The organism is Gammaproteobacteria bacterium, assembly GCA_015709695.1.
Taxonomy (GTDB): Bacteria; Pseudomonadota; Gammaproteobacteria; order Steroidobacterales.
The window spans coordinates 2932569-2945469 of record CP054183.1; the positions used below are offsets into that span (position 1 = coordinate 2932569).

Consider the following 12901-nt stretch of genomic DNA (forward strand, 5'->3'; position numbering starts at 1 on the left):
GTTCATACTCGACGCATGGCGAACCGGCACCGCGTTCAGGATCCCGGGATGGCGGCGCGATACCGGCGCATCCATGCCGTCGTGGCAGCCATTCCCGCGGGCGCGGTCGCCAGCTATGGGCAGGTGGCCTTGCGGGCCGGCCTGCCACGCGGCGCGCGCCAGGTGGGCCGGGCGCTCGCGCAATGCCCGGCGCAGCTACCCTGGCACCGGGTGGTGAACGCCGCCGGCCGCATCGCCCTGCCGCCGGCTTCGGCCGGCTTCAGGGAGCAGGTGCGCCGGCTGCGTGCCGAGGGCATCGAGGTGCGTGACGGCCGCGTCCCCCGCCGTCTCCTCGATGGAGGCATCCAGCTCGATGCGCTGCTGTGGGGGCCAGCGGCACACGGGGAGGCAGGCAATGATGAACATGGCATGGGGAATCCTCCTGGCCGCGACGCTGGTGCTGGCGGCCTGCGGCGGGCCGTCGGCGGACCAGGACGCAACGCCCGCCGCCAGAGAAGCGCCGGCGGAGAACCGGCAACTGCTGGACGCGGTGCAGGCCCCGCTCGAGCGCGCGAAGTCCGTCGAGCAGATCGAAGCTGAGCAGAAGCGCGCGATGGACGCGCAGATCGACGAGCAGGGCCGCTAGCCGGCCGGCTTGGGGCGCGCATCCCTGGCGAGGGCGACAAGGCCCTTGAGCGCGGGATAGGGGTCGACGATCACCCAGGCGGGGATGGCCCGCAGGTAATCGCGGTAGCGACCCTTGGCCTCGAAGCGCTCGCGGAACGGCGAGCGCAGGAAGGCGTCGAGGTAGCGGGGCACGATGCCGCCGCCGATGTAGACGCCGCCGAAGGCACCCAGCGTGAGCGCGACGTTGGCCGCCATGCCGCCGAGCAGGCCGAAGAACATCGACAGCGTCTCGGCGGCATCGCGTTCGCCGGCGGCGAAGCGCGCGCCGATCGCCTCCGGCGTCAGCGGTGTCCCGCCGTGCAGGGTTTCGTGCAGGAACGCCAGGCCATGGCCGGACAGCAGGCGCTCGGCCGAGCAATGCCCGTAGCGCTGGCGAGCGGCGCGCAGGATGACTTCCTCCCGGTCGTCGGCGGCGCCCAGCGTGGCATGACCGCCTTCGCCCGGAAGCGTGAGCCAGCCACTGCCGATGGGCAGCAGGCCGGCCACGCCGAGGCCGGTGCCCGGACCGATGGCGATGCGTGGGGCCGTCGCCACGGCCGTGCCGCCGCCTGCGGCGACCAGATCTGCGGCGCCGAGTTCGGGCAGCGAGCGGGCCAGGGCGGAGAAGTCATTGGCGACCAGCAGCTCGTCCAGGACCAGCGCCTGGCGCAGCCCGGCGCGCGAAAAGTGCCAGTCGATGTTCGACATGCGCACCTCGTCACCGCGGATCGGGGCGGCCACCGACAGGGCACCGGCCCGCGGCCGCTCTGCCGCAGGCTGGGTAGCGAGATAGTGCCCGAGGAGGCTGCCCAGATCCGGGAAGCCGGCATTGCGGAATGCCGTGACCGGGCCGATGCCCGCGCCGGATGCCAGCGCGACGCGGGTGTTGGTGCCACCGATATCCGCCACCAGCAGGGACATGCCGACAGTCTACGCAGCGGGCTTTCCGCGAGGCAAAAAAAACCGCCCCGTGGGGGGCGGTAGGGATGGGCGCGGAAATTGTCGGTCTTGTTCTTCTTCTTGTTGTGCGGCCTGTTTCTTCTTGTTCTTGTCAGGCCTCGGGTTGTGCGTTGTGTTGTCTGCGTTGCGTTGGGGTTGTGTGCGAGAGCAATGGCTGTCTTGCGTCTCGGGGATATCAATGCACCCCACGTGCCAGGCATGCCGCCGGCGTCTCGCGACTTGACCTAAGACGCCGGTGCACGGCCGTTGTGTGAGCGGGATCACCCATTTCGGCCTCGCCGCTGCCCGCTCCGGCCTGCCGGTGCCCGGGCGATCCGGCGTGAGCCGTGGCAGTTGTCAGGACAGCCGACAGGCCGGGCCAGGCGAGGCGGCGACCGGCATCACGGATTATCCTGGAATGGCTTTCGAATCAGCAGCTTGGGCATGAAGCCCTGCTGTCAAGCTCACCGACGCTGCGGCGGTCGGCGGCACCGGGGAAGTGCCGGATTGGCTCAGGCGTTGAGGTCGGGAATCAGCTGGCTCTCCAGCTTGCTGATCATGTCCTTCAGCCGCAGTTTCTGCTTCTTGAGGCGGCTGACGCGCAGCTGGTCGGCGTGCGGGTTCCTGGCAAGTTCCGCGATCGCGACGTCGAGATCGCGGTGCTGGACACGCAACTCCTTGAGGCGGACGCGGTTTTCGAAAGTGCCTGTATCGACGTTGGTGGTGCTCATCACGCTCTTCGCCCGAGCCCCCTGATCCTGCCCCGGCACGCTTCTCGTTGTTGCTCCGTGCGCGCCGCGTTGGAGGCCCATATTCTAATCCAAATCCCGGCGGCCGGCGGCATGGGCCAGCAGGCTGGCGAAGGATGCTGCGGTGTCCCCGCAGGCCAGGAAATCGGGGTTCAGCACCTGCTCCCTCGTGTTGTAGCGCAGGGGATGGCCGCGGGCGTCCACGACCTGGCCGCCGGCACCCTCGACGATGGCCTGGCCGGCAGCGGTGTCCCACTCCGAGGTCGGGCCGAGGCGGGGGTAGAGATCGGCGTTGCCTTCGGCGACGAGGCAGAACTTGAGCGAGCTGCCCATGGAGAGCAGTTCGTGCGGGCCGAGCGCGGCGAGGAAGCGGGCCAGGGCATCGCCACCGTGGGATCGGCTGCCGGCGACCCGCAGGGGCTGGGCTGGCGGGCGGCGTACGCGGATGCTGCGGGGTGATCCCACGCCGTCGCCGCGCCAGGCGCCGAGATCCGGGCCGCCCCAGTAGTCGCGGTCGAGCACCGGCACATGGATGATGCCCAGGGCCGGCTGCTGTCCCCTGACCAGCGCGATGTTCACGGTGAACTCGCCGTTGCGGCCGATGAACTCGCGGGTGCCGTCCAGCGGGTCCACCAGCCAGAACCAGGGCCACTGGCTGCGCTGCGCCAGTGGAACCGCAGCACCCTCCTCGGACCACACCGGCATGCCGGGCGTGAGCAGGCCCAGTTCGCGCACGATGAGGCTGTGGGCGGCGCGATCCGCCGCCGTGAGCGGCGTGTGGTCGGCCTTGGTTTCGACGGCGAATTCCGCCTGGTACACCTCGAGGATGCGCAGCCCGGCCTCGCGGGCGATGGCTCGCACCGGCTGCATCAGGCGACTCGGATCGGGGTTCATGCGGGTGGCCGGGTGGCAGGGCGGAATCGGGCTAGAATGAACGCATGGGCGCGCATCCGGCAGCAGAGTATAGGCCATGAGCGCGGCACTCCCGGCCCGGCCTGCGGCCCGTTTCTGGCGCGAGTGCGACACCGTCCTGCTGGACATGGACGGCACGCTGCTCGATCTCTCGTTCGACAACTGGTTCTGGCGCGAAGCCGTGCCGCGTTGCCTGGCACGGGCCAGCGGCGGCCCTGCGCCGGAGGTGCGCGAGCGGTTGTTCGCGCACTTCGCCCGCAAGCAGGGCAGTCTGGACTGGTATTGCCTCGATTACTGGACCCGCGAACTCGGCCTGGACCTGCGGGCACTCAAGGAAGCCAGCAGCCATCGCATCCGCTACCTGCCCGGGGCGCGGGAGTTCCTGCAGCAGGCACGCGTGTCGGGCAAGCGGCTGGTGCTGGTCACCAATGCCCATGCCGAGACCCTGGAAGTGAAGCAAGGCGTATCGGGCCTCGGGCGGTTCTTCGAGGCATGCGTGAGCTCCCACGCCCTCGGTTCACCGAAGGAGGCCGCGGATTTCTGGCCGCGGCTCCAGGCCGTGATCGGGTTCGACCCAGCCCGTACCCTGTTCGTCGACGACAGCCTGCCGGTTCTGGATGCGGCAGCGCATTTCGGCATCGCGGGCGTCGTCGGTGTCAGCCGGCCGGACAGCCGGGCGCCAGCGCGTCCGGTCGAGCGGCACCACAGCGTCGAGGGCGTGGCGGGCCTGCTGGAGGCCTGATCCTCAGCCGCGACCGGGCCGATGCCGGCTGCGGCTTCCGCCACTGCGGCCGCGGCCGCCGCCGCTGCCACCACCACTCCCGGGCCGGCCGCGGGCTCCACCACGGCCTGGAAAGCGCGGTCGTGCCTCGCGGGGTGGAATCTTCACTTCCACCAGCAGGCCGGGATCGATCTGCCCGACGGGAATACGGTGGCCGATATAGGCCTCGATCTCGGGCAGCGTGACCGCATAGGACTCGCAGGCAAAGCTGACCGAATCGCCGCTGGCGCCGGCGCGCGCCGTGCGGCCGATGCGGTGGACGTAGTCTTCGGGATCCTGCGGCAGGTCGTAGTTCACCACGTGGCTGACGTCGGGGACGTGCAGGCCGCGCGAGGCGACATCCGTGGCGACCAGCACCGGGAGCGAACCCTCCTGGAAGTTCTTGAGCATCTTCAGTCGCTTGGGCTGTGGCACATCGCCGGAGATCGCCGCGGCGCCGATGGCGTTGGCATTGAGGATGTCGGCCACATGGTCCGCTTCGCGCTTGGTGTTGACGAACACCATGGTCCGCGAGGCCTGCATGCGCTTCATGATGGAGATCAGCAGGCCGGGCTTCTCGTGGTTGGCGGGGAAGTAGACCACCTGGGTCACCTTGTCGACCGTCTTTTTGTCCGGCTCGATCTGCACCAGGTGCGGGTTGTTCATGTGCTCGTAGGCCAGCTCCAGCACCCGGTAGCTCAGGGTGGCGGAGAACAGCAGGTTCAGCCGCCGGTCGAAGGGCGGCAGCCGGCGCAGCACGAAGCGGATGTCCTTGATGAAGCCGAGGTCGAACATGCGGTCCGCCTCGTCGAGCACCATCACCTGCACGTGGCGCAGGGAGAAGATGTGCTGCTTGAAGAAGTCGATCAGCCGGCCCGGGGTGCCGATCAGCACGTCGACACCGGCGGCGAGCTGGTCGCGCTGCTTGTCGTAGTCCGTGCCGCCGAAGACCACCGCGATGCGCAGCCCGGTGGCGGCGCCCAGTACCAGCGCGTCGGCGTGGATCTGCACCGCCAGTTCGCGCGTCGGCGCCAGGATCACGGCGCGGGGGCCGTCGAGCCGGTCCGCGCCGGGCGGCGCATGGCGCAACAGCCGGTTGAAGGTGGCGATGAGGAAAGCGGCGGTCTTGCCGGTGCCCGTCTGCGCCTGGCCGGCGATGTCCTGGCCGCCGAGGGCGAGCGGCAGGGTCTGGCTCTGGATCGGGGTGCAGGCCTGGAAGCCGGCACGGCGTATGCCCTCGAGGATGGGCTCGGGCAGCCCGAGTTCTGAAAACAAGAGGTTCCTGGGTCCGTTCATGGGGCGCTAACGATAGCCGAAAATGTGGCGTGGTACTTGCAAATTGACCGGCGACAGGTTCAAATTGGACTCGTTCGCCGCGGTCCAGTACCGCACCTGCCCAGGTCAACGCCACCACGCTGACTGACTCGGTCGAAGGAAGCTTCGCACTTCATCCCAGCATTGTGCCTGATCGGGCCGGCCGCTTCGCCACGGGCTGAAGCCGCCCAATTTCGAATGTTGCCTGCCGCCGTCCTGGGGGGCGCGGCCAACGCCAATCCAAACCATCCACAAGGCTGATCACGAGACATGAGTATCGTTCATATCACCGATGGCACCTTCGATTCCGAAGTGCTGAAGTCCTCCATCCCGGTGCTGGTGGACTTCTGGGCCGAATGGTGCGGCCCCTGCAAGATGATCGCTCCGGTGCTGGAGCAGATATCCAGCGAATACGCCGGCCGGTTGCGCGTCGCCAAGGTGGACGTGGATTCCAACCAGGGCACCGCCATGCGCTACGGCATACGCAGCATCCCGACGCTCCTTCTCTTCAGGGACGGGGCCGTCCAGGCCCAGCAGGTCGGCATGCTCTCCAAGGACACCCTCAAGAAACTACTGGATTCAAAACTGTGAGAGGCTATCTCGGCAACGCGGCCCGCGGCCGCGGCAAGCAGCAGGGCAACCGCAACAAGGGCGGCGGCAACGGCAATGTCGCCGATCCGATGATGCGGCAGCAGCACCAGAACCAGCGGATGCGGCGCGGCCACGAGGAGGACGCCCCGACCTTCAGCGAGGACGACGTCATCTCCCGCAGCGAGCTCGACCTCGCCAACCGCAACGTCATGAATCTCACCGAGCTGAAGAACAAGCCGGTGAGCGCGCTGGTGAACATGGCCGAGTCCATGGGGCTCGAGAACATGGCACGCTCGCGCAAGCAGGACATCATCTTCGCGGTCCTGAAGGCGCACGCGCAGAGCGGCCAGGACATCTTCGGCGATGGCGTGCTGGAAATCCTGCAGGATGGCTTCGGCTTCCTGCGCTCCGCCGATGGTTCCTACCTCGCCGGGCCAGACGACATCTACGTCTCGCCGAGCCAGATCCGCCGCTTCAACCTGCGCACCGGCGACACCGTCGCCGGGCTGATCCGTCCGCCCAAGGAGAGCGAGCGCTACTTCGCGCTGCTGAAGGTCAGCGAGATCAATTACGACGCGCCGGACTCCTCGCGCAGCAAGGTGCTGTTCGAGAACCTGACGCCGCTGTTCCCCAAGAAGCGCCTCAAGCTCGAGCAGGGCAACGGCAGCAAGGAAGACATGACCGCGCGGATCATCGACCTGGTGGCGCCCATCGGGCTCGGCCAGCGCGGGCTCATCGTCTCGCCGCCCAAGGCCGGCAAGACCATGCTGCTGCAGAACATCGCGCTGTCGATCACCGCCAATTTCCCGGATGCCTACCTCATCGTGCTGCTCATCGACGAGCGGCCGGAGGAGGTCACGGAAATGCAGCGCTCGGTGCGCGGCGAGGTGGTGTCCAGCACCTTCGACGAACCTGCCAGCCGCCATGTGCAGGTGGCCGAGATGGTCATCGAGAAGGCCAAGCGCCTGGTCGAGCACAAGCGCGACGTGGTGATCCTGCTCGATTCCATCACCCGCCTCGCGCGCGCCTACAACACCGTGGCGCCGTCATCCGGCAAGGTGCTGACCGGCGGCGTGGACGCCAATGCCCTGCAGCGGCCGAAGCGTTTCTTCGGCGCGGCGCGCAACATCGAGGAGGGCGGCAGCCTGACCATCCTCGCCACCGCGCTGATCGACACCGGCTCGAAGATGGACGACGTCATCTACGAGGAGTTCAAGGGCACCGGCAACAGCGAGATCCACCTCGACCGGCGCATTGCCGAGAAGCGCGTGTTCCCGGCGATCAACATCAACCGCTCGGGCACCCGCAAGGAAGAGTTGCTGACCCAGCCCGACGAACTGCAGAAGATGTGGGTGCTGCGCAAGGTGCTGCATCCCATGGATGAACTCGCCGCCATCGAGTTCCTCATCGGCAAGATGGAAGACACCAAGACCAATGCCGAGTTCTTCGATTCGATGAAGCGCTGAGGCGGGGCATGAAGCCCTGGTGGAACGGTGGGGTTCGCTTCGCCTGCCAGGGATCGGGCAGGTGCTGCGTTTCCCGGGGTGCCTACGGCTACGTCTACCTGACGCTCGCCGATCGCCGGCGGCTGGCCACCGCGCTGGGCCTGCCGACGCGCCGCTTCACGCAGCTGCACTGCCGGAAAACCGACGGCTATTTTCACCTCAGGGACGACGGCCCCGACTGCCGCTTCCTGGTGGATCATCGCTGCTCGGTCTACGAGGACCGGCCGACCCAGTGCCGTACCTGGCCGTTCTGGCCCGAGAACATGCCGGCCCGCGCCTGGACAGCCATCGCCGCGTTCTGTCCCGGCGTCGGCCAAGGGCGCGTCGTCCCCGCCTCACGGATCGAAGCCATGCTCGACGAGCAGCAGCGCTCCACCGCGGAATTGTAATGGTGCCCGCGGAATTGTAATGGTGCCGGTCGGGCTTTTCGGGCTTATGGATGTCCATAAGCCCGAAAAGCCCGACCTGGCACCATGCTATTCGCGGGCGATGGCGCGGTGGCCGATGTCGTGGCGGTACTGGGCGCCTTCCCAGTGGATCTGGCTGACGAGGCGGTAGGCTTCGCGCTGGGCGGCAGCGACGGTGGCGCCGCGACCGACGACGCAGAGCACGCGACCACCGCGGGTGACGATGCGATCGCTGGCATCGCGTCCGGTACCGGCATGGAAGACCTTGGCGTCGGGCAGTTCGCCTGTGGGCAGGCCGGTGATCTCGTCACCGCTGCGGTACTTGCCCGGGTAGCCTCCCGCGGCCATGACCACGCCGACCGCGGGACGCGGATCCCAGTCGGCATGGCTGCTGCCGAGCCGGCCGTCGAGCGCGGCATCGAGCAGGTCCACCAGATCCGAGCGCAAGCGGAAGAGAATCGGCTGCGTCTCGGGGTCGCCGAAACGGCAGTTGAACTCCAGGACACGTGCCGTGCCGTCGGGCCCGATCATCAACCCGGCATACAGGAAGCCGAAGTAGCGCACGCCTTCCTTCCGCATGCCTTCCACCACGGGCTGCATGACCTCCGCCATCACCCGCGAGGCGATGGCTTCGGTCACCACGGGTGCGGGGGAGTAGGCGCCCATGCCGCCGGTGTTCGGGCCACGGTCGCCGTCGTCCCTGGTCTTGTGGTCCTGCGAGGTGGCCAGCGGCAGGATCGCGCCATCCACACCCACCATGGCGATGAAGCTGGCCTCCTCGCCGGACAGGAAGTCCTCGGCCACGACCACGTTGCCCGCAGCACCGAACTCGTTGCCCTCCAGCATGGCCTGGCCCGCCGCCAGCGCCTCTTCCACGCTCTGCGCGACCACCACGCCCTTGCCCGCCGCCAGCCCGTCGGCCTTGATGACGATGGGCGCGCCATGGGCTTCCACGTAGGCCTGGAACTCGCCGAAGTCGGTGAAGGATTCGTGGCGCGCCGTGGGGATGCCGTGGCGCTGCATGAATTCCTTGGCGAAGCGCTTCGAGCTCTCGAGCTGCGCCGCGGCCTTGCGTGGCCCGAAGCAGCGCAGGCCGTTGGCGATGAAGCGGTCGACGATGCCGGCGGCGAGCGGCGCCTCGGGACCGACCACGGTGAGCCCGACATGTTCCTCGCGGGCGAGCCGCAGCAGGACCTCGACGTCGTCGGCCGCCACCGGCGCATTGCGTACCTTCGGCTCGAGCGCGGTGCCGGCATTGCCGGGCGCGACGATGACGGTCTCCACGCGGCGGGACTGGGCAATCTTCCAGGCCAGCGCATGTTCGCGCCCGCCGCCGCCGACCACGAGGACCTTCACCGCGGTTCCTAGTGCCGGAAGTGGCGGACGCCGGTGAACAGCATCGCCATGCCGTGCTCGTCGGCGGCGCGGATCACTTCTTCGTCGCGCATGGAGCCGCCTGGCTGGATCACCACGGAGATGCCGTGCGTGGCGGCGGTGTCGATGCCATCCCGGAACGGGAAGAAGGCGTCAGAGGCCATCGCCGAGCCGCGGATGTCGAGCTTGGCCTCGGCTGCCTTCCAGGCTGCGATGCGCGCGCTCATCACGCGGCTCATCTGGCCCGCGCCGATGCCCAGCGTGGCGCCATCGCGGCAGTAGACGATGGCGTTGGATTTCACGAAGCGGATGACGCTCCAGGCGAACAGTGCGTCATCGAGTTCCTTTGCATCCGGCTGGCGCCTGGACACCACCCGGAGCTGTTCGCGGGTAGTCGTTGCCACGTCCTTGTCCTGCACCAGGATGCCACCCTCGATCTGCTGCAGGCGCAGCGACGGCGCCGCGGCATCCGGCAGCGGGCCGGTGGCCAGCACGCGCAGGTTGGGCTTGCCGGCGAAGGCCGCCAGCGCCTCGGCGCTGAATCCCGGCGCGACAATCACCTCGAGGAACTGCCGGCCCACGACCGTGGCGGCGAACTCTCCATCCACCAGCGTGTTGCAGGCGATGACGCCGCCGAAGGCGGACTCCGGGTCCGTGGCGTACGCCTTCTCGTAGGCCCGCAGCAGGCTCGCACCGCTGTCCGGCCCCTCGCTGGTGCCGAGGCCCACGCCACAGGGATTGGCGTGCTTGACGATGACGCAGGCTGGAGCGGGCAGGGCCTTGGCGCATTCCAGCGCCGCATCGGCGTCGGCAAGGTTGTTGAATGACAGTGGCTTGCCCTGGTGCAGTCGTGCCTCGAGCAGCGTGCCGGGCGCCGCTGCAGGCAGCCGGTACAGCGCGGCCCTCTGGTGGGGGTTCTCGCCGTAGCGCAACTCCTGCTGGCGCTTCAGGCCGATGGGCAGGCGCTCCGGCAGCGCACCATCGCCCTCGCGATCCTCGAGGTAGCGCCAGATGGCGGCATCGTAGCTGGCAGTGTGGGCGTAGGCCTTGCGGGCCAGGCGCCGGCGCGTGGCCTCGCCCAGGGAACCCGCATTGCCGGAGAGCTCGGCGAGGATGCCGGGGTAGTCGGCTGGGTCGACGACCACGGCGACGAAGGCGTGGTTCTTGGCGGCGGCACGGATCATGGCCGGACCGCCGATGTCGATGTTCTCGATGGCCTCTTCGCGGCTGCAATCGGCTTTCGCCACCTTGGCCTCGAAGGGATACAGATTGATCACGGCGAGGTCTATGGGGCGGATGGCATGCTGCGCCATGGCCTGGGCATCGACGTCGCGCCGGGCGAGCAGCCCTCCGTGGATGGCCGGATGCAGCGTCTTCACCCGGCCGTCCATGATCTCGGGGAAGCCGGTGACCTCGCTGACGTCGGTGATGGCAAGACCGGCGGCGCGCAGCGCGGCGGCGGTACCGCCGGTGGAGAGGATCCCGACGCCCATGGCCGCCAGCCCGCGGGCCAGATCCACGACACCTGTCTTGTCGGAGACGCTGATCAGCGCCCGCTGTATGCCTGTCATGCCAACCCGCCTGTCACCCGGCTCGTCGGTCGCGGGCCCGGGGCCCCGCAGCCTGCCCTAGCCGAGCAGCTCGTACTGCCTGAGCTTCTTGCGCAGCGTGGCGCGGTTCAGCCCGAGGATCTCCGCCGCGCGGCTCTGGTTGCCACCCGTGTAGTCGAGCACCGCCTCGAACAGCGGCGGCTCCACCTCGCCCAGCACCAGCTCGTAGAGGGCGTTGGGCTTGTGGCCGTTCAGGTCGCGGAAGTAAGTGCGCAGCGCATCGCCGGTCAGGTCGCGCAGCGGCTTGTTGCGCAGCTGGACGACGCTGTCGCGGTGGCGGGAGGGAGACTTGCGGGTGGCGGAATTCTTCTTCGCATTGACCACGGTCTGGCTGCTCCCGCAATGACTCCCGGCTCTCCGGCGATGGCATCGGGCTCGCAGGAACCCCGCGCCGGATGCCGGACGACGATGAATGACCGCAGGGCGCATGCCGTGCGAGGCGTGGTTCTTGGCGCCGATCCCGCGCGCCCTTGTCGTGCCTCGCTGCGACAGCGGCGACGTTGTCGTCGCCCTCCTCCTTCTGCGGGGGCGGAATCATAACACGCGATGCCGACATGCCAACCACGGTACCGCGGGAAACTAGATTGCTGTTGGCGTGACGTCCACAAGTGCATGAACCCGAAAGCCTGCGCGCGAGTGTGGCCGCCGACGCGATGTCGGCGCAGGCTGGACTCGGTCCGGGGTCTGCGCTCAGCGCTGGAAGGGATCGCGCGCCTTCTTGCAGCGAAGGCCGGCATGGCGGTTCGGCATGCAGACGTCGAGATCCCAGCCCGTGGCGTTGTCGCCCGGATCCTCGAGGCTGATGGCGACCGGGATCAGCGCGCCCGGCGGATACACCGACGAAGACGGCGGCGTTTCGGCCAGGTATTCGGCCGGACCAAACTCGCCGCTGGCGATGATGTTCGACCAGCGATCGAGCAACACCACCCGCAGCACCGGCAGGCCGACCGGATAGCTGCTGGTCACGGCGATCTCGGCGGCGATATCGAGCGTGCCCTGCGCCGATTTCCTGACCTGCGCCTTGCGGCTGCGGATCTCGTAGGCATCGAGCGGCCAGTCCGGATCGAGCGGCAGGCCGAGCCGGGCGTAGACGCCGCGCACCGCAGCGCCGTAGGCCGGGCTGGCGGCCAGTTCGTCGCGGAACTGGTGCAGCAGCTGTGCGGCCAGCAGCAGTGCCGCGACCAGGCTCGCGGCGAACCAGCGTCCGGCATGGCTCCCGCGGGCCGGCTGCCGTGTGCCGAAGGAGGGCGGGGGGCCCCAGTCCAGCACGGTCTCCGGGGCGGCAGCGGCAGCCATGACGCCGGCCACCTGGCCTGCGCCGGCGGCGTCGTCCGCCGGTTCGATCTCCGCCTCGACCTGCCCGGCCCAGACGTCAGCCGGATCTTCCGCCACCGTGGCGGGCTCGTCCTTCGGGCCGGCGTCGGCCTCACCGGGACGGTGGAGCATGACCAGCGTCGACTCCGCATGGTTGGCCTCGTCGCCGAGGACGAACAGGGGCTCGGCATCGTCCTCGGCTTCTTCCGCCAGGTCCGCTTCCGGGATGGCGGGTACTTCGGGCTCGACCTCGTTCAGGAACCCTTTCCAGGTATCGGTGTCGGCGGTTTCCCGATCCAGCAAGCCGCCCGTGTCCGGCCAGGGCTCCCTGTCATCGCCCTCCGTCTCCGCATCGTCGACGGTTGCCGCGACTTGCTCCGCGTCGTCCACCGGTTCCTGGAAGGTGTCGCCGAGTGCCGGCTCCGGTCGCGGGTTCACCAGGGACGGGTTCTCCGGCGGGCTCAGGAAAAACCGCTGCCACTCGTTCTCGGGAACATTGAACTCGAGCGCGTCCTCGGCTGTCCCGCCGTCAGCCGGCATCGGCTCCGGCTCGGGTGCGGATGGTGAATTGTCGGGGTGCGTCAGGCGGGGCGCACCAGGCAGCAGCAGGTCGGAGCCGGTCCAGTCGTCCACCAGCGTATCGAGGGCATTGAATACGCCGCCGCAGGCGCCGCAACGCACCTCGCCGGCGGCCATCTGCAGGATGGCCGCGGTGACGCGGAACGTGGAGCTACAACTCGGGCAGCGGGTGTACATGATCCTGGGACAAGGGTGGCCTGTT

13 protein-coding genes are annotated in these 12901 nt (G+C 68.7%); 5 read left to right on the forward strand and 8 right to left on the reverse strand.

Annotated features, from left to right (window positions below):
- Positions 1–48 precede the first annotated feature (48 nt).
- A complete protein-coding gene (locus HRU81_13565) occupies positions 49–579 on the forward strand; it encodes an MGMT family protein (GenBank protein ID QOJ33066.1) in 531 nt (176 codons plus the stop codon).
- Between the two features lie 42 nt (positions 580–621).
- On the opposite strand, the gene glk is transcribed toward HRU81_13565, so the two are convergent.
- The 3 genes from glk to cysQ form a co-directional block, all read right to left on the reverse strand.
- Complete coding sequence (gene glk, locus HRU81_13570; GenBank protein QOJ33067.1) at positions 622–1566, reverse strand: glucokinase; 945 nt, start codon at positions 1564–1566, stop codon at positions 622–624.
- Positions 1567–2096: 530 nt separating this feature from the next.
- Positions 2097–2315: a YdcH family protein gene (locus HRU81_13575; protein ID QOJ33068.1), complete on the reverse strand. Its 219-nt coding sequence runs from the start codon at positions 2313–2315 to the stop codon at positions 2097–2099.
- 84 nt (positions 2316–2399) lie between these two features.
- Positions 2400–3227: a 3'(2'),5'-bisphosphate nucleotidase CysQ gene (cysQ, locus tag HRU81_13580; GenBank protein QOJ33069.1), complete on the reverse strand. Its 828-nt coding sequence runs from the start codon at positions 3225–3227 to the stop codon at positions 2400–2402.
- Positions 3228–3303: 76 nt separating this feature from the next.
- On the opposite strand from cysQ, the gene yrfG reads away from it, so the two are divergent.
- Entirely contained in the window at positions 3304–3987 is a 684-nt protein-coding gene (gene yrfG / locus HRU81_13585) for a GMP/IMP nucleotidase (GenBank protein QOJ33070.1), read from the forward strand.
- 3 nt (positions 3988–3990) lie between these two features.
- On the opposite strand, the gene HRU81_13590 is transcribed toward yrfG, so the two are convergent.
- Positions 3991–5301, reverse strand: a complete 1311-nt coding sequence (locus HRU81_13590; protein QOJ33071.1) for a DEAD/DEAH box helicase — start codon at positions 5299–5301, stop codon at positions 3991–3993.
- A 288-nt stretch (positions 5302–5589) separates the two neighbouring features.
- Here HRU81_13590 and trxA point away from each other — a divergent pair, with 288 nt between their 5' ends.
- From trxA to HRU81_13605, 3 genes are all read left to right on the forward strand, one after another.
- Positions 5590–5910 (forward strand): thioredoxin TrxA, encoded by a 321-nt coding sequence (gene trxA / locus HRU81_13595; GenBank protein QOJ33072.1) that lies wholly within the window; start codon positions 5590–5592, stop codon positions 5908–5910.
- Positions 5911–6002: 92 nt separating this feature from the next.
- On the forward strand, positions 6003–7376 hold the full coding sequence (gene rho, locus HRU81_13600; GenBank protein ID QOJ33414.1) for a transcription termination factor Rho: 1374 nt from the start codon (positions 6003–6005) through the stop codon (positions 7374–7376).
- An 8-nt stretch (positions 7377–7384) separates the two neighbouring features.
- Positions 7385–7804 carry a YkgJ family cysteine cluster protein gene (locus tag HRU81_13605; GenBank protein ID QOJ33073.1) on the forward strand — a complete coding sequence of 140 codons (420 nt, stop codon included), beginning with the start codon at positions 7385–7387 and terminating at the stop codon, positions 7802–7804.
- Between the two features lie 87 nt (positions 7805–7891).
- Here HRU81_13605 and purD read toward each other — a convergent pair whose 3' ends face one another.
- The 4 genes from purD to HRU81_13625 form a co-directional block, all read right to left on the reverse strand.
- Complete coding sequence (gene purD / locus HRU81_13610; GenBank protein QOJ33074.1) at positions 7892–9178, reverse strand: phosphoribosylamine--glycine ligase; 1287 nt, start codon at positions 9176–9178, stop codon at positions 7892–7894.
- An 8-nt stretch (positions 9179–9186) separates the two neighbouring features.
- On the reverse strand, positions 9187–10767 hold the full coding sequence (purH, locus tag HRU81_13615; GenBank protein QOJ33075.1) for a bifunctional phosphoribosylaminoimidazolecarboxamide formyltransferase/IMP cyclohydrolase: 1581 nt from the start codon (positions 10765–10767) through the stop codon (positions 9187–9189).
- 57 nt (positions 10768–10824) lie between these two features.
- Positions 10825–11235 carry a DNA-binding transcriptional regulator Fis gene (fis, locus tag HRU81_13620; GenBank protein ID QOJ33076.1) on the reverse strand — a complete coding sequence of 137 codons (411 nt, stop codon included), beginning with the start codon at positions 11233–11235 and terminating at the stop codon, positions 10825–10827.
- 261 nt (positions 11236–11496) lie between these two features.
- Entirely contained in the window at positions 11497–12876 is a 1380-nt protein-coding gene (locus HRU81_13625) for a DUF3426 domain-containing protein (protein ID QOJ33077.1), read from the reverse strand.
- Between the last annotated feature and the right edge of the window lie 25 nt (positions 12877–12901).

Bases quoted from the DNA above. Each gene is read 5' to 3' on its own strand.
- HRU81_13565 (QOJ33066.1), top strand. From the start codon at position 49: ATGGCGGCGCGATACCGGCGCATCCATGCCGTCGTGGCAGCCATTCCC.
- glk (QOJ33067.1), bottom strand. From the start codon at position 1,566: ATGTCCCTGCTGGTGGCGGATATCGGTGGCACCAACACCCGCGTCGCG.
- HRU81_13575 (QOJ33068.1), bottom strand. From the start codon at position 2,315: ATGAGCACCACCAACGTCGATACAGGCACTTTCGAAAACCGCGTCCGC.
- cysQ (QOJ33069.1), bottom strand. From the start codon at position 3,227: ATGAACCCCGATCCGAGTCGCCTGATGCAGCCGGTGCGAGCCATCGCC.
- yrfG (QOJ33070.1), top strand. From the start codon at position 3,304: ATGAGCGCGGCACTCCCGGCCCGGCCTGCGGCCCGTTTCTGGCGCGAG.
- HRU81_13590 (QOJ33071.1), bottom strand. From the start codon at position 5,301: ATGAACGGACCCAGGAACCTCTTGTTTTCAGAACTCGGGCTGCCCGAG.
- trxA (QOJ33072.1), top strand. From the start codon at position 5,590: ATGAGTATCGTTCATATCACCGATGGCACCTTCGATTCCGAAGTGCTG.
- rho (QOJ33414.1), top strand. From the start codon at position 6,003: ATGCGGCAGCAGCACCAGAACCAGCGGATGCGGCGCGGCCACGAGGAG.
- HRU81_13605 (QOJ33073.1), top strand. From the start codon at position 7,385: ATGAAGCCCTGGTGGAACGGTGGGGTTCGCTTCGCCTGCCAGGGATCG.
- purH (QOJ33075.1), bottom strand. From the start codon at position 10,767: ATGACAGGCATACAGCGGGCGCTGATCAGCGTCTCCGACAAGACAGGT.
- fis (QOJ33076.1), bottom strand. From the start codon at position 11,235: ATGCGCCCTGCGGTCATTCATCGTCGTCCGGCATCCGGCGCGGGGTTC.
- HRU81_13625 (QOJ33077.1), bottom strand. From the start codon at position 12,876: ATGTACACCCGCTGCCCGAGTTGTAGCTCCACGTTCCGCGTCACCGCG.